This window comes from Phaeobacter cretensis (genome assembly GCF_047372505.1).
GTDB classification, from domain to species: Bacteria; Pseudomonadota; Alphaproteobacteria; order Rhodobacterales; family Rhodobacteraceae; genus Phaeobacter; species Phaeobacter cretensis.
In genome coordinates this window covers 2729395-2743865 of the sequence record NZ_JBKBEU010000001.1, presented here as the reverse complement: position 1 = coordinate 2743865, position 14471 = coordinate 2729395, and the positions used below count along the sequence as shown (strand labels likewise).

General features: G+C 57.9%; 16 protein-coding genes and 1 riboswitch. Of the genes, 6 read left to right on the top strand and 10 right to left on the bottom strand.

What is annotated here, in order from left to right; translation table 11 throughout:
* Nucleotides 1–33 precede the first annotated feature (33 nt).
* Genes ACEWZM_RS13050 through ACEWZM_RS13040 form a run of 3 tightly spaced genes read right to left on the bottom strand, consistent with a single transcriptional unit; the run spans nt 34 to nt 3082 of the window.
* Nucleotides 34–1080 carry a YcjF family protein gene (locus ACEWZM_RS13050; RefSeq protein WP_414006842.1) on the bottom strand — a complete coding sequence of 349 codons (1047 nt, stop codon included), beginning with the start codon at nt 1078–1080 and terminating at the stop codon, nt 34–36.
* Nucleotides 1077–1643, bottom strand: coding sequence for a GNAT family N-acetyltransferase (locus ACEWZM_RS13045; protein ID WP_414006841.1), 567 nt, complete (start codon nt 1641–1643; stop codon nt 1077–1079). Before ACEWZM_RS13045 ends, ACEWZM_RS13050 begins: the two co-directional genes overlap by 4 nt.
* The gene (locus ACEWZM_RS13040; RefSeq protein ID WP_414006840.1) at nt 1640–3082 is read right to left on the bottom strand and encodes a YcjX family GTP-binding protein; all 1443 of its coding nucleotides are present in this window, start codon (nt 3080–3082) and stop codon (nt 1640–1642) included. Before ACEWZM_RS13040 ends, ACEWZM_RS13045 begins: the two co-directional genes overlap by 4 nt.
* A 115-nt stretch (nt 3083–3197) precedes the next feature.
* On the opposite strand from ACEWZM_RS13040, the gene truA reads away from it, so the two are divergent.
* A complete protein-coding gene (truA, locus tag ACEWZM_RS13035; protein WP_414006839.1) occupies nt 3198–3974 on the top strand; it encodes a tRNA pseudouridine(38-40) synthase TruA in 777 nt (258 codons plus the stop codon).
* Nucleotides 3975–4140: 166 nt separating this feature from the next.
* Here the strand turns inward: truA and queF are convergent, their stop codons facing one another.
* The 6 genes from queF to gcvH form a co-directional block, all read right to left on the bottom strand.
* Entirely contained in the window at nt 4141–4605 is a 465-nt protein-coding gene (gene queF, locus ACEWZM_RS13030) for a preQ(1) synthase (RefSeq protein WP_414006838.1), read from the bottom strand.
* Nucleotides 4606–4633: 28 nt separating this feature from the next.
* On the bottom strand, nt 4634–5359 hold the full coding sequence (gene queE, locus ACEWZM_RS13025; protein WP_414006837.1) for a 7-carboxy-7-deazaguanine synthase QueE: 726 nt from the start codon (nt 5357–5359) through the stop codon (nt 4634–4636).
* Nucleotides 5360–5427: 68 nt separating this feature from the next.
* The gene (gene queD / locus ACEWZM_RS13020) at nt 5428–5781 is read right to left on the bottom strand and encodes a 6-carboxytetrahydropterin synthase QueD (protein WP_414006836.1); all 354 of its coding nucleotides are present in this window, start codon (nt 5779–5781) and stop codon (nt 5428–5430) included.
* The gene (queC, locus tag ACEWZM_RS13015; RefSeq protein WP_414006835.1) at nt 5781–6479 is read right to left on the bottom strand and encodes a 7-cyano-7-deazaguanine synthase QueC; all 699 of its coding nucleotides are present in this window, start codon (nt 6477–6479) and stop codon (nt 5781–5783) included. Before queC ends, queD begins: the two co-directional genes overlap by 1 nt.
* Before the next feature lie 268 nt (nt 6480–6747).
* The gene (locus tag ACEWZM_RS13010; protein ID WP_414006834.1) at nt 6748–7986 is read right to left on the bottom strand and encodes an acyl-CoA dehydrogenase family protein; all 1239 of its coding nucleotides are present in this window, start codon (nt 7984–7986) and stop codon (nt 6748–6750) included.
* A 178-nt stretch (nt 7987–8164) separates the two neighbouring features.
* Nucleotides 8165–8527 carry a glycine cleavage system protein GcvH gene (gcvH, locus tag ACEWZM_RS13005; protein ID WP_414006833.1) on the bottom strand — a complete coding sequence of 121 codons (363 nt, stop codon included), beginning with the start codon at nt 8525–8527 and terminating at the stop codon, nt 8165–8167.
* 95 nt (nt 8528–8622) lie between these two features.
* On the opposite strand from gcvH, the gene ACEWZM_RS13000 reads away from it, so the two are divergent.
* Entirely contained in the window at nt 8623–8796 is a 174-nt protein-coding gene (locus tag ACEWZM_RS13000; protein ID WP_414006832.1) for a hypothetical protein, read from the top strand.
* Between the two features lie 74 nt (nt 8797–8870).
* Nucleotides 8871–8976: riboswitch (glycine riboswitch) on the bottom strand.
* Between the two features lie 122 nt (nt 8977–9098).
* Here ACEWZM_RS13000 and ACEWZM_RS12995 read toward each other — a convergent pair.
* Nucleotides 9099–10550, bottom strand: coding sequence for a glutamine synthetase family protein (locus tag ACEWZM_RS12995; RefSeq protein WP_414006831.1), 1452 nt, complete (start codon nt 10548–10550; stop codon nt 9099–9101).
* A gap of 389 nt (nt 10551–10939) precedes the next feature.
* Between ACEWZM_RS12995 and ACEWZM_RS12990 the strand changes: the two genes are divergently transcribed.
* The 4 genes from ACEWZM_RS12990 (at nt 10940) to ACEWZM_RS12975 (ending at nt 14453) form a co-directional block, all read left to right on the top strand.
* Nucleotides 10940–11710: an IclR family transcriptional regulator domain-containing protein gene (locus ACEWZM_RS12990; RefSeq protein WP_414006830.1), complete on the top strand. Its 771-nt coding sequence runs from the start codon at nt 10940–10942 to the stop codon at nt 11708–11710.
* A gap of 190 nt (nt 11711–11900) precedes the next feature.
* Nucleotides 11901–12731, top strand: coding sequence for a bifunctional allantoicase/(S)-ureidoglycine aminohydrolase (locus ACEWZM_RS12985; protein WP_414006829.1), 831 nt, complete (start codon nt 11901–11903; stop codon nt 12729–12731).
* Between the two features lie 108 nt (nt 12732–12839).
* The gene (locus ACEWZM_RS12980; protein ID WP_414006828.1) at nt 12840–13343 is read left to right on the top strand and encodes a hypothetical protein; all 504 of its coding nucleotides are present in this window, start codon (nt 12840–12842) and stop codon (nt 13341–13343) included.
* Nucleotides 13344–13391: 48 nt separating this feature from the next.
* A complete protein-coding gene (locus tag ACEWZM_RS12975) occupies nt 13392–14453 on the top strand; it encodes a type I glyceraldehyde-3-phosphate dehydrogenase (protein WP_414006827.1) in 1062 nt (353 codons plus the stop codon).
* Nucleotides 14454–14471: the final 18 nt, after the last annotated feature.

Genomic DNA, 14471 nt, shown 5'->3' with positions numbered 1-14471 from the left:
GCCATCCCATGCCCATAAACTAATAGGGCCGCGCTACTTATCCTTGGAAAACAGGCCCGTAAGTGCCCGTTGAACCACCTTGCGGGTGCTGGGCTTCTGCGCCTTGGAAAACGTCATCGGGCGGCAGACTTCCATGGCGGCGATGCCGACACGGGCGGAGAGTGCTCCGTTTACCAGACCTTCGCCAAAGCGACGGGAAAGTTTGGAAAGGATCGACCCGCCCAATACCGGTTCTAGAAGATCGTCGCCGACGGCCACCGCACCGGTGGTCACAAGATGGGCCAGAACCGCGCGGGTCAACCGCCAGGAGCTAAAAAACCCCGCACGACCGCCGTAGATATCGGCGATACGGCGGATCATCCGCAGCGACGTAACAAGTGCCGTTGCCACATCAGCCAGTGCTAATGGTACCAGTGCCGTTACCGTCGCTACCTGGCGCGCGCTGCCTTCGACGACACGCAGGGCGCGGGCGTCCAGTGGGGCAAGTAATTCAACCTCAGCCAATTGCAACAGCGCGTCGGCGTCCATGATCTCGCTCTTGCGGTCTTGCAGCCGCGCCAAGCCCCAGGTCAGGTCTTTGCGGCCCTTATAGAAACGCTCCAGCCCCTCAACATATCGGTTAGCGGCTTTCAGATCAGAGGTGGAATTGGCAGGCTGACCACCGGCATGATCCGGTGTCAACGAGGGCTGAGTATCGCGCAGGCTTTCAACCCGGCGGAGACGAGACAAAGCCGCCAGCTCGCGCAGCCCCATAAGCAAGGCCAGCAACAAGGCCACGGCAAAGCCGACGGTAACGGCCCACCCCAACAAAGGCAGGCGAACGATCAGACCAGTCGTAAAATCCCAAGCCGCGACAGAGACGACCGCACCGATAAGAGCGATCACAGTGGCCCAGAACCAGCGCGCCAACCGGGATGGGCGACGTGTTGCCAACTCTGCCACCTGAGCCAAGGCGGGTTGCGGCAGGTCTTCGGTGGCCCCCACCAGATCAGGGACAGGCGGCGCGTTTGCTACATCCGGCGCAGCCTCTCCGGGGCCGCTGCCGGAGAGGTCAAAGAGGACGGCGTCCTTTCGGGTCATGCGGTATCCTTTGGTGAACCAGTTGGCTTGGTGACTGGGCTGTCGGCCGCTTTATCCGGCTTACTCTCCACCGGTTTGGGCGCAGGTTTCGGCGCAACCTTGGGTTCGGGTTTTGGCGCAGGCCAGATGTACTGGATATCGGGCAGGCCCTCTCCATTGGTGGCGCCATCTGTCCGGGTCTGTTCGACAAATCCTTCGCGCAGATAAAAGCGCTGCGCACCCTCATTCGCCTGAAAGCTCCACAGTTGCAGCGGCGACTGAACAGATTTGGCGTAGTTCAGTAGTGCGCGCCCGATCCCATGCCCGCGCGCCGCATCACGAATGTAGAGCGCGCAGACCTCTGCCCCGTCGCGGGCGAGAAAGCCATCTACTCGGCCTTCGATCTGCGCGATGATGACCCAGCCGCGATCGATCATTGTGCCACAAAAGCTGATTGCCTCGGCGCCGGTGTGCTGTTTGGGCATCCAGGGAGTGTCCACCTCAAACCCGTGTAGGATCTCGGCAATCTTGCCCGCGTCAGTACTGCGAGCGGGTCGCAGGACGGGCTGTGGGGAGGTGGTCATAGGCGATCTCCGATCAGGAAGTCAGCGGCCCGGTCCAGACGGATATGTGGTGGACCATCGCCGGGGTGCAGAGTGAGTGGGGCGGGCGCAAAAGCCATAGCCTGATAATCGCTGTCCAGCCAGCTTTCTGCGCCTTGACGAGCCGGGGTGAGCAGATGCGATGGATCCTGTGGCAACGCGCCAGGATAGAAAGCGGCGGGTTTTCCGCTCTCCAGAAGTGTTCCGCGCACGCAAGGCAGATCGCCACCATCATGGCGGCGCATCTCCTCGGTGGTGGCACGCAGCGCGGCGAGTGACAGGGCCGCCGTCTCTGCCCCGGCAAAGCGGGCACGGTCACGGGCCTCGCGGGTCAGCGCTTCGATGATGGCTGTGAGCTGCGGATGCTGCTGGTGATGCAGATGATCCGCTTTTGTGGCAGCAAAGAGGATCTTTTCCACCCGTTTGCCGCGCAGAATCTGGCGCAGAAATCCATTTCGACCCGGACGGAAAGCCGCAAGAATATCGGTCATTGCGTGGCGCAAATCCTCAACCGCGCGAGGGCCGGAGTGAATAGCGCTCAGGGCGTCGACCAACACCACCTGACGGTCAATCCGGGAGAAATGATCTCGAAAGAAGGGTTTCACGACCTTGGATTTGTAGGCCTCAAAGCGGCGTTCCATTTCGCGGTGCAGAGATCGGCGTGGCGCCGTATCTGAAAGCGGGATCGGAGCAAAGGTCAGCACCGGTGAGCCCGCAAGATCCCCCGGCAACAGGAAGCGCCCCGGCGTGCAGTCATAATAGCCAGCAGAACGCGCAGCCTGAAGATAGGCCGCAAAGGTAGCTGCCAGATCCTGCGCCAACAGTTCGCCATGCGGTGCGGTGGCGTCCACCTTCTGCGCCAAATCAAGAAAGCTTTGCGCCTGCGACCGACCTCGGATACGGGTCAAAACCTCATCGCACCACTGCGCATAGGTTTTGTCCAAAAGCGCCAGATCCAGTAGCCACTCGCCGGGATAGTCTACGATATCAAGGTGAATCGTTCGTGGCCCTTGTAACCCGGAAAGCAGACCCTTGGGCCGGACCCGAAGGCTGAGCCGCAATTCGGAAACCGCTCGGGTGCTGTCGGGCCAATAGGGGCGTGGACCGGTCAAGGCGCCGAGATGGTTTTCATAGTCGAAGCGTGGCACCGTATCGTCGGGTTGCGGTTGCAGAAACGCGGTTTCGATCCGCCCTTCGCGCGCTGCTGCAAGCTGCACCATGCGGCTACGGTCCATTAGGTTGGCCACCAGTGACGTGATGAACACCGTTTTGCCTGCCCGTGCCAGACCAGTAACACCAAGGCGGATGGACGGTTCAAACAGGCTTTCTGAAACGGAAGCACCTGCCCCCTCGACGCTGCGCATTACCCCGTCTGCAAGTGATGTTAGTCCCAAATCGTTGCCCCGCGTTACTGGCGGCATGGCCCACCGGATCCGTGTTCAATCTGATCAAGATAGGGGTTGCCGGGGTATGATACCACCCCGCCTGAGGTCGTGGGGCTTGCACCGGAGCAGTTGCCGCGTTACTTGCCGGCCCATGCCGCGTTTTGCCTTGAAAGTCGAATACCACGGCGCGCCCTTTGCCGGGTGGCAGCGCCAGAAGGATCAACCCTCTGTTCAGGGGGCGATTGAAGACGCGCTTGCGCGGCTGGAGCCCGGCCCCCACACGATTGCAGCAGCCGGCCGGACAGACACCGGCGTGCATGGTCTGGGCCAAGTCGCGCATTGCGACATGATCAAAGACTGGGACCCCTTCCGCCTGTCGCAGGCACTGAACTTTCATCTGAAACCTGCACCCGTGGCGATTGTTGCCTGCGTTCGCGTGGATGATGAGTGGCACGCCCGGTTCTCAGCCATTGAACGACAGTATCTGTTCCGCCTCCTGCCCCGCCGTGCCCCTGCCATCCATGATGCAGGGCAGGTCTGGCAGGTGAGCCATGATCTGGATGTCGACGCCATGCAAAAGGCAGCCAGCCACTTGATTGGTCAGCATGATTTCACCACTTTCAGATCATCGATATGTCAGGCTGCCAGCCCGCTGAAGACACTAGATGAGCTGCGCGTCGAACGGGTACAGGGGTTTTCCGGTTCGGAGATCCATTTTCACGTACGCGCGCGGTCGTTCCTGCACAATCAGGTCCGCAGTTTTGTCGGAACACTGGAGCGCGTTGGCGCGGGTTCCTGGGCCCCCCAGGATGTGAAATCCGCACTAGAGGCTGCCGACCGCGCGGCTTGCGGACCGGTCTGCCCCGGTCATGGTCTTTATCTGGCGCGGGTTGGCTATCCCGTCGATCCCTTTGCAGATACTGACTAGTTTTCCCATGACCGCTTAGGACACGCCTGCTGGCTATACCGGAGCAACGGTATCAATGGCGACCCTCTGCGCTTATGAGTGATACAGCATGGAGATAGAACAGGCCAAACGGCCTGGTTTCAACGCTTTACGAGATTTCCAGTGATCCGTATCGAATACGCGGCGATCACCCACGGCCGCGGTAGGGTGGGACACCTTGATCGGGGATCCAGACACTCTCTGGCATTGCGCCTGTCTGCCAAAACACGTCAATGGGGATGCCACCGCGGGGGTACCAGTAGCCACCAATACGCAGCCACTGTGGATCAAGAAAATCGGCCAAACGACGTGCAATCGAGACCGTGCAATCCTCATGGAATGCACCGTGGTTTCGGAAGGATCCAAGAAACAATTTCAAGGATTTGCTTTCTACCAGCCATGGGCCCGGTACGTAGTCGATGACCAAATGCGCAAAATCCGGCTGGCCAGTCATCGGGCAAAGCGATGTGAACTCTGGCGCGGTGAAACGCACATTATAGGCGACATCGGCCTGCGGATTGGGAACCCGCTCCAGCTCGGCCTCATCGGGATTGCCGGGCATCACAGTGGCACCGCCCAGCTGTTTCAGGTCTTTGTAGATATCGTCGCTCATCTTATCTTCTCCTCGCCTCATTCTGCGCCTAGACGCCGCGTTTGTTACCCCAGACCAGCACATGCAACTGTGGCAGGACACGGGGTGTAAACCAGCGGTCGGTGGTCACTTTTTCAATCAACCAATGCAAACGCTCAGTCGCCTTTGTCAGATCAACAGGCACATCGGGATCGGACTCCGGATTGCCGGGTTGCAAGTAGAGAGGCAGGTTTGGAAAGCGTTTAGCGACCGCACGTGCCCAATCATAGTCCTGATCATCAAAGATCACGATCTTCAGGACGATCTGCCCGCTACCTTCTGCGGCACGGAGACAATGATCGAATTTCTGCCAATCTACGCGGTGACCGCTGGAGGGAGGCTTTGGACTGAGCACGAGGGTGTCCAGATCGGCGAACCAGGCCTGGCTGATCGAGCCTTGGGTCTCGCACGCGAAACGATAGCCTTCTTCCTTGCCTCTGGCGATGAGTGGCCCGAAATTCTGGATCGCCGGGTTGCCGCCTGACAGCGAAATGGTCAGTGGCTCTCCCCCACTTAGGCCGGAGACCTGTTGCCAGATCTCATCTGTATCCATGGGTGTCCAGGTTTCGCGATAGCGGCTGTCGACCGCATGCAGGCTGTCGCACCAACTGCACCGATAGTCACAGCCGCCCGCCCGCACAAACACGGTCGGCTCGCCGATCAGCGCACCTTCGCCCTGAATCGTCGGACCAAAGATCTCAGCGATACGCAGGATCGTTTTTGCAGATCGGCTCATGTTAGACTTCTCAGTTGTCACCTGCGGCGCAGTTGCTGACCGAAACGCAGATGATATCATAGCGGCTGTCATGGTCGATACTCTGCCCAGGTTTTGGGGGTTTCAGAGACGCGCACGGCTGCCGTTTCAGGCCAACGCGCGGCGCACCACTCATAGAAATGTCGCGCCAGGTTCTCTGCTGTAGACGGCCCGTCAATCAGGTCGTTCAGGTGGCGATGGTCAAAGGTGCCATCGATGTAATTTTTCAACGGAGCCAGCTCATGGTAGTCCCGGATAAAGCCGTCACTGTTCAGCTCGGCTCCAGCCAGCTCGATCACAACGATATAATTGTGGCCATGCAACCGCGCGCATTGATGATCCTCCGGCAAATGCGACAGTTGATGCGAGGCGGAGAAGTGAAACTCCTTTGTAATGCGATACATCAGGCGGCCCCCTCTTTGGTCACCGTCAGCCAATAGTCCGGGTCTTCGTAGATAGTCGGATCTGTGACACCGGCGAGATGAAAGGCCTCCCGCCGTTCCACACAGGTGCCGCAGCGACCGCAGTGGTCTTCACCACCTTTGTAGCAGGACCAGGTTTCTGCAAATGGGGTGTCCACAGCTGCGCCATCTGCAACGATGTCACCTTTGGAACGATGTACAAACGGGGTGACAAGCGACACATCCGCATATCCATCCAACGCCATGCGCTGCATCTGGTCGAATGCATCGGTAAAGGCCGGGCGGCAATCCGGGTAGATGAAGTGATCACCCCCATGTACCGCCGTTGCAACTGCGGTATCGCCTTTGGCAGCGGCAATCCCGTAAGCGATGGTCAGCATAATGGCATTGCGATTAGGCACCACAGTGACTTTCATGGACTCTTCTGCGTAGTGCCCATCAGGCACGTCGATATCATCGGTCAGCGCCGAGCCGCTGAGTGCCGCCCCAATGGAGCGCATGTCGATGATCTCATGTGGAACCCCTAGTCGTTGCCCACAAGCGGCCGCATAGTCGAGTTCCTTACGGTGGCGCTGCCCGTAGTCGAACGACACCAAGCGTGAAAGCTGCCCTTTGGCTGCAAGAATATGCGCGAGGGATACCGAATCCAGCCCGCCCGAGCAGATGACAAGTGTTTTCAATTTATCAGTCCTTGTTTTGATATCCGGGTAGGCTGCGACCGGAAGAAAGTGCGTATAGCGACTGAAAATTGGCTTTGCAACTAGATCTCACTCAGAGTGACCTAACGGCAACTTCAGCCTGACAAACAGGTATCGATATAGTGCATTATCAATATAATTCAATAAATTAGATCCACTTTTTCCGATAGAGATACAGTTTCAAACGCTATCGGAAAGCGTGGACGACAACTGTTGCACCCACAAAATCAATGGAACCAAAGAAAACGAGTTAACCAAGATCTTCCTGACTATAGGCCTTCAGCTCGGCACGGGCGACCTGCCTGCGGTGTACCGCATCGGGGCCATCGGCCAAACGAAGCGTGCGCACATGGGTCCAGGCCTGCGCCAGAGGGGTATCCTGACTGACGCCTTGTCCCCCATGCATCTGCACGGCCTCGTCAATGACCTTCAACGCGACACGTGGGGCGACCACTTTGATCTGACTGATCCAGGGAGCGGCAGCGCGCGGATCTCCCTGATCCATGTACCATGCGGCCTTAAGGCAAAGGAGCCGCGCCATTTCTATCTCCATCCGGCATTCTGCGATGATATCGTAGTTTGCCCCCAGCTGCGCCAGTGGCTTACCAAATGCCTCGCGCCGCAGTGATCGGCGGCAAAGCTGTTCCAGAGCGATTTCCGCCTGACCAATAGCGCGCATGCAATGATGGATCCGCCCCGGCCCAAGACGGCCCTGAGCAATCTCAAACCCCCGGCCCTCACCCAGCAGCATATTCTCTGCCGGAATGCGCACATCTGTAAACCGGATGTGCATATGACCATGTGGGGCGTCATCGTGGCCGTAAACCTCCATCGGACGCAACACCTTGATCCCCGGCGTATCAGCAGGCACCACAATCATCGACTGGCGTCGATGTTTGGGCTGATCGTCACCCGCAGTCCGGACCATGACGATGTAGACTTTGCAGCGCGGATCGCCTGCCCCCGAAGCCCACCATTTTTCACCGTTCAACACATAGTCAGCACCGTCGCGCACACAGGACATAGCCACATTGGTGGCATCAGAGCTTGCCACATCAGGTTCCGTCATCAAATAGGCCGAGCGGATTTCACCCTCCAACAACGGCGCGAGCCACTGCTGCTTCATCGCTTCAGTGCCGTAGCGCTCGAAAACTTCCATATTGCCGGTGTCCGGAGCGGAACAGTTAAAGACCTCGGCCCCAAGCGGTGTTTTGCCCATTTCCTCGGCAAAATAGGCGTATTCCACGGTCGACAGGCCAAAGCCCTTGTCGCTGTCGGTCAACCAGAAATTCCACAAGCTTTCGGATTTGGCCTTGGCCTTTAATCCTTCGAGAATTTCAGACTGTCGGTCGGTGTAGCGCCAGCGATCGCCCTTGCCGATTTCGGCGTGATAGGCGCCTTCCAGCGGCATAATCTCCTCGTGGATCATTTTCGCCACCCGATCCAAAAGGGCGCGGGTTTCGCTCCGCATTCCGAAGTTCATGTCCATGCCTGCGCCTCTTTGGTTCCGATTGTCAGTTGTAGCATGGCGTGGGGTTGGTTGGGCTGTCCAGTCGACTGACGGAACGTAACAGGCAATAATGCAGACGTCGGGTGACTGCATTTACCCATGTGTCCGAATGTGCTGGAATGCCCCGCCCGGAACATTGGTCGGCGGGGCAACCTGGTCAGCCGATGAAGCTCTTGTAGCCAGCTTCGTCCATGTAGTCGTCCATCGCAGACAAGTCAGATGGCTTGATCTTGAAGAACCAGGCATCGCCCTGCGGGTCTTCGTTGATTTTGCCAGGATCGTCGGTCAACGCTTCATTCACCTCAACAATTTCACCATCCAGCGGCGCAAGGATGTCAGAGGCGGCCTTAACGGATTCGATCACAACGATCTCGTCATCCTTGGAGACTTCGGTACCAACTTCAGGCAGTTCCACAAACACAACATCACCCAGCTGCTCGGCCGCGTGGCTGGTGATGCCCACTGTGATCAAATCGTCGTCCTCTGGCAGCAGCCATTCGTGTTCTTCGGTGTATTTCATTTGTCTCTTCCTTTGAGTGGGCATCAATGACCGCCATGTCAGACGGTCGAGGTTGTATATTCGTAAGGGCGGTGGGGGCGGATCGGGAAGCCTGGATGGCCCAGGTCAGGGAGCTGCGCAATCAACGGCAAAACCCGTTGCAGCATCGAATTTCCATCTATCTCATCGGTCATGCCGATCCGCCCCATAAATTCAAGGACGGTCCGATCAAGATTGATGGCATGGTCCCGGCACCCAGTCGCTACGCAGGCAGAACCTGCGCAGTGTAATGCCCCCTCTGTCCCTTTGCCTGAGATCGTTATCCCTTCGGCGCCCTGATGTGGTCAGGATCTCTCCAGAGTACGTTGCGTTTACGGTCCCTTTGGCCTGAGAGTTTCCGGGGCGGTTGCTCCTTCGGCACCAATGTCTACGGGCAAATCCCGCTGCGATGGTTCTCCCGCATACGCCCGAATAATCTACCAATAACACCGTTTTCATTCAAGCTGCATTCCGGTCAAATGAGCCGACTACCACTCCGTGAAAGAGCGGTTATCTCGTGGTCTGGTGCAGACCCGCTGCACTCTCTCAAGCCTCAGTAAAGGTTAAAATATTCGGCCTGCTCCCATTCGCTGACCGTATCGAGATAACGAGACCACTCAACCTGTTTCAAATGGGCAAGATAGTTGACCACATCTGCCCCCAGCGCGCTGCGAAACAACTCTGAGGCCGTAAAGGCCTGCAACGCCTGACCAAGCGAGCGCGGCAGTTTTTCGGCATTATCCGAATAGGGCGAATCCGTGGGAGCGGGCGCGCGTCGCCCGGCAGTCAGCCCCTCACAGCCCGCAATAAGCTGCGCAGCCAGGGCGAAGTAAGGGTTCGCCGTGCTGTCTGGCGCGCGGTTTTCGATCCGACTTGCAGGATCACCGGGTCGCATCAACCCCCGCAGCATTGCGCCGCGATTGTCGTCCCCCCATTGCACGCGGTTTGGGGCAAGCTGAAACGGCAAATACCGTTTATAGCTGTTAACGGTCGGGGCGACCAAAATCGAGGCCGCCTCTGCGTGGGTCAGAAGCCCCGCGATCCAGCCACTGGCTTCCTCTGTTAGCACCCCATCGCTCTCCGGCATGAACACGTTGCGGCCAGTCACCGGATCGATCAGCGACTGATGAATATGCCAGCCGTTGGCCATGGTGTTGTCCTGACGAGGCTTGGCCATGAAGCTCGCATGTAAACCACGCGCGGCACAGACCTCCTTGACCATGGTCCGGAACATGACCATCGCATCGGCTTGGGTCATCGGATCAGCGGGATCAAATGTGAACTCGAACTGGCCGGGACCCATCTCGATTTCAACTGTGCGCACCGGCAGGCCCAGCGCCTGTGCGTTGCGCCGCAGCGTATCAAGGATCGCCTCCGCTTCGCCATAGCGGGTCTCAGTCAGATATTGAAACCCCTGGGCAAGATTGCGCGTCTCAATCGGAGCATTGCCCACCCCCTGTAGAAATTGACTGGTGGTCGACACAGTGCGTTCAAAAATCTGGAATTCAACCTCCAGCCCTACCACCGCCTGCAAACCCTGCTCAGTCAATGTCGCGACGGCACGGTCCAGTACATGAGTCGAACCAAAAGGCACAGTTGCGCCATCACGGAACGCTACATGGCAGAAGATCCAGGCAGAGTGGAGCGACCAAGGCAGAACGCGAAACGTTTCGGGCCGTGGAACCAGCAGCACATCGCTGGCCCCCTGCATCGGGGTCACAACGTCCTCGGGATTTTCGCTCCATACCGGGAAAGCCGTGCGATGGGCCGTATCCTTTAACAGCAGGGTCGAGGGCACAGCGATACCCTGTTCAAACACCGCCCTGAAAGCGGACGCGACCAGTGTCTTACCCCGCAGAATACCGTGCTGATCAGCAAACAGCACCCGTACGGTTTCGATCCGCGCTGCCTCACATTGGGCAAGTACAGACTCAGCATCCTGACAGGCCCGATCTGAAAGCAAACCCTGGCGCGCGAGCACACCCTTATTGAGCGACGTAGTCATCTTAGTATTTTGACCTTTTCCTTTCCTGCGCGTCCAGTTTTGCACTGCTACTGGCTACACTATGTCCGATTACCATTATGTCGCACCTTACTGGCTCTTTTTGTTATGCAAACGGATAATTTAAGGTTGAACTAAAAAACTAGTTCAGGTCCAGTCAGTTATCAGGAACAATACGGCGAAGTGGCGGATAACGACCGAATTTTTCGCCCTAGCTGAAAACCAAAATCAATATGCCACCCTGAGTGGCGAAGACAGGGGCGCCGACAGCCACAACAGCACTACTACAAGTTCGTTGTGCTGGATTTGTGAACGTTCAAGCCGGACTGTGATCTGCCGATCACATGTGCTGGTCAGAACGGAGTAGCTGCCCGGTATGAGTGGAAGAGACCATGAGTGAGCAAGACCGAAATATATCCTCCAGCTTTGCTAAAGGCCTAGCTGTACTGGCGGCGTTTGACGCAGCCACCCCAACATTGACACTTGCCGATATTGCCCGGCGAACGGGTCAGGATCGGGCCACCGCACGACGCGGAGCACTGACGCTTGTGCAGGCCGGATATCTGCGCCAGCAGGGCCGCGTTCTGTCGCTGACCCCGCAGGTGCTGGCACTATCCGGCGGGTTCCTGCAGGCTAATCAATTTGGTCGCAAGGTGCAGCCGGTTCTGAACCGCCATGCCCGCAATCTTGGGGCTGAAATCACGCTGGCGACACTGGATCAGGGGCGTGTGCTCCTGCTCGCTCAATCTACCGTCGAACATGCGCCGGTCACCTATGGATTTACAGCTGGCTCCCATATCCCACTGGTCCACACCAGCCTCGGCAGAATGCTGATGGGCTGTCTCCCAACCGAGGAGGCCGCCGAGGTGCTGGGAGAGGCTTGCATACCGCGTCATACCGAACAATCGTTGACTGAGGTTGGTCAGATTCTGGAACGGGTAAATGCCGCACGACAGCAGGGCTATGCCATGACCGACAGCGAATTCGAGACCGGCATTGTCGGCTACGCGGTGCCTGTTTCAAGCCCCGGTCATCGGCCTGTCGTGGTGGGCAGCTCTTCTCCGCGTGGGGTAAACCTGTCGCAGGACGCAGAGACCTCGCTGCGGGCGCTGCAACTTTGCGCCGCCGAGCTGCGCCAGAGCCAGATATTGGCGGATCTCTAACGGCCAGGCTCACTGGCCGAACTCGACTGCAAAGCAACGTAAGAACGTAACTCTAAAGAACGATATACCGTCGACCCTCTCACACCGTCCGATATTCAAAATTTCGCGAAGAATGTTATCCGCAGCGCGCCCCTTGGACCTCGATTGGCGAGTCTCCATAAATGCTCCACGCATCACGAAAGGATCAAAGATGTCCGCGCCCCACTATTACACCCCCAAGGGAGGGCATCCCGGTCAGGAGCAGCTCCTGACTGACCGCGCCATGTTTACCGACGCCTATGCAGTCATTCCAAAGGGCACTATGCGCGACATCACCACGTCATATCTGCCTGGATGGCAGGGAATGCGTATGTGGGTAATCGCCCGACCACTCAGCGGGTTTGCAGAGACGTTTTCGCAATACATCGTTGAACTTCAACCCGGCGGTGGATCGGATGCCCCTGAACACGACGACGCAGCGCAATCGGTTTTGTTTGTAACTGAAGGCAAGCTGGATCTGACAGTGGATGGAGCCGCTCACACGCTGGAAGCGGGCGGCTATGCCTATATCCCTGCGGGCATGAAATGGACCCTGGATAACAGCAGCGATAGCCCCTCCGGCTTTCATTGGATCCGCAAGTGCTGGCAAGCTGCGCCTGGCGTCGAAAAGCCCGCACCGTTTATCACCAACGAACGTGACGTCGCCCCCACCGTGATGCCAGACACAGAGGGACGCTGGGCGACCACACGCTTTATTGACCCCGCAGACATGTCTCATGACATGCATGTGACCATTGTCACCTTTGAGCCCGGCGGTGTTATTCCGTTTGCTGAAACCCACGTGATGGAGCACGGGCTCTACGTTTTGGAGGGCAAAGCAGTTTACCGCCTTAACCAGGATTGGGTGGAAGTGGAGGCCGGTGACTTCATGTGGTTACGCGCCTTTTGCCCTCAGGCCTGCTATGCTGGCGGACCGGGCCGGTTCCGCTACCTGCTCTATAAGGACGTCAACCGGCACATGCCGTTGAGCCCACCGCGCTAACCAAACAACTGTTCAACCATTGCCAGATCGCAGCTTGACGTTAAGATCACAAAAACACTTGTCACGCGGGTCGATAGCGACCCGCCTGCAAAGACGGAGCCTGCGTCAATGCCAATCATATCCACCGTATTTACAGCGACTGCACTCGGGCTGGTGGCCCTTCTACTGAGTAGTATGGTCACCAGAGCCACACCCCGAAAAGCAATAGCCGTGTGCGCCGCCGCAAATCGTAAGTCACCAGCACGCAAAATGTTCATTGTGACACTCGCCGCTGGCATCGGTATTGCGGGTTTGGGCATCCCGACCATATCCGAAGCCGGATCCAAGCCCGTGGCGGAGATCAAAGTCGTACAGGTTTTGGGCCGCAGCTGGCATGTCGCCAAAGTGGAAGAGAAACATGGCAGCGGTCAGCATGATGGTGACGCAACCAATACTGGTCGCTATATGGCACAACGTCAGAACGCGGAGCTGGATCCGCTGCGCCCACCAGCGGTATTGACCGCCCGACAGGCAGTACGTGCCTTTCACGCCGCAACCGGCTGTCGCGCGAATATCAACACGATGGTCCGCTCCATCGATGGGACGTATTCCGCACAACTCATCTGCCGCTAGGTCCGCCTCCGTCACAGAGTATCAAATTGAAACACGGTACTGGAAAATGTGACCGAAACCGGGGGGCTATTGTCGCTCTTGCGGATTGAGCCGGGTGCCGCCGCCTGTCATAGCTTGGCCATGAAACTCGCAATCAACGGATTCGGCCGCATCGGCCGCGCTATTCTGCGCCAAATCCTGACCACGCCACGCGGCGCCGGGATTGAGCTGGTCTGCATAAACGATATCGCGCCCTTGGACATGTGCGCCTATCTGTTTCAATACGACAGCACTTACGGACCCTACCCTGATCAGGTCACGATCGAAGATGATTGCTTGCGCGTTACCGATAAGGTGATCCGGTTTCATCAGGCTGCCGACCTCAGCACCTTGGATCTGAGTGGTGTTGACGTGGTGCTGGAATGCACAGGTATCGCCCGCACCTCAGATGTCGCAGGTCGCGGCCTTGCTGCTGGCGCGCGTAAGGTGTTGATTTCCGGCCCGTCGCCGGCCGCAGAGCGCACAGTTGTTCTGGGTGCAAACGAGGCGGAATTGGGTGAAGGTATGATCATCTCAAATGCCTCTTGCACCACCAATGGGCTGGCGCCGCTTATCAAGCTATTGGACACGCTCATCGGTATCGACAGCGCCCATATGACGACCATTCATTGCTACACCAGTTCGCAGCCGATGGTGGATGCGCCGCGTGGTGATTTTGCACGATCACGTGCCGGCGCGCTGTCGATGGTGCCGACAACGACCTCTGCGACCCATTTGATCGACGTGGTGCTGCCGCATCTTGCCGGACGGATCAGCGGAGCCGCCGTGCGAGTCCCAACCGCAAGCGTGTCAGCCGTAGATCTGGTGGTACAGACCGCCCGTCCGATACAGGCAGATAGTATAAACAAAACCCTGTACGATGCGATTGACGCCTCATCCGTTCTGGGCTGGACAGATCACCCGCTGGTTTCATCTGACCTGCGCGCACGACCGGAATCGTTGATACTGGCGGGACCAGAGACCCGTTCCATTGGTGAACGCCAGCTTCGTCTGTTTGGGTGGTATGACAATGAATGGGGCTTTTCCGCACGAATGCTGGATATGGCACGACTGATGGCGGAACCCGCATAAGGGCAAAACTACTGCATC

Coding starts and splice junctions, on each gene's coding strand:
- gcvH (WP_414006833.1), bottom strand. CDS start 8,527: ATGAAATACACCGAAGAACACGAATGGCTGCTGCCAGAGGACGACGAT.
- ACEWZM_RS12985 (WP_414006829.1), top strand. CDS start 11,901: ATGTCCGCGCCCCACTATTACACCCCCAAGGGAGGGCATCCCGGTCAG.
- truA (WP_414006839.1), top strand. CDS start 3,198: ATGCCGCGTTTTGCCTTGAAAGTCGAATACCACGGCGCGCCCTTTGCC.
- ACEWZM_RS13000 (WP_414006832.1), top strand. CDS start 8,623: ATGGCCCAGGTCAGGGAGCTGCGCAATCAACGGCAAAACCCGTTGCAG.
- ACEWZM_RS13050 (WP_414006842.1), bottom strand. CDS start 1,080: ATGACCCGAAAGGACGCCGTCCTCTTTGACCTCTCCGGCAGCGGCCCC.
- ACEWZM_RS13045 (WP_414006841.1), bottom strand. CDS start 1,643: ATGACCACCTCCCCACAGCCCGTCCTGCGACCCGCTCGCAGTACTGAC.
- queF (WP_414006838.1), bottom strand. CDS start 4,605: ATGAGCGACGATATCTACAAAGACCTGAAACAGCTGGGCGGTGCCACT.
- ACEWZM_RS12995 (WP_414006831.1), bottom strand. CDS start 10,550: ATGACTACGTCGCTCAATAAGGGTGTGCTCGCGCGCCAGGGTTTGCTT.
- queD (WP_414006836.1), bottom strand. CDS start 5,781: ATGTATCGCATTACAAAGGAGTTTCACTTCTCCGCCTCGCATCAACTG.
- ACEWZM_RS12980 (WP_414006828.1), top strand. CDS start 12,840: ATGCCAATCATATCCACCGTATTTACAGCGACTGCACTCGGGCTGGTG.
- queE (WP_414006837.1), bottom strand. CDS start 5,359: ATGAGCCGATCTGCAAAAACGATCCTGCGTATCGCTGAGATCTTTGGT.
- ACEWZM_RS13040 (WP_414006840.1), bottom strand. CDS start 3,082: ATGCCGCCAGTAACGCGGGGCAACGATTTGGGACTAACATCACTTGCA.
- ACEWZM_RS12990 (WP_414006830.1), top strand. CDS start 10,940: ATGAGTGAGCAAGACCGAAATATATCCTCCAGCTTTGCTAAAGGCCTA.
- ACEWZM_RS13010 (WP_414006834.1), bottom strand. CDS start 7,986: ATGGACATGAACTTCGGAATGCGGAGCGAAACCCGCGCCCTTTTGGAT.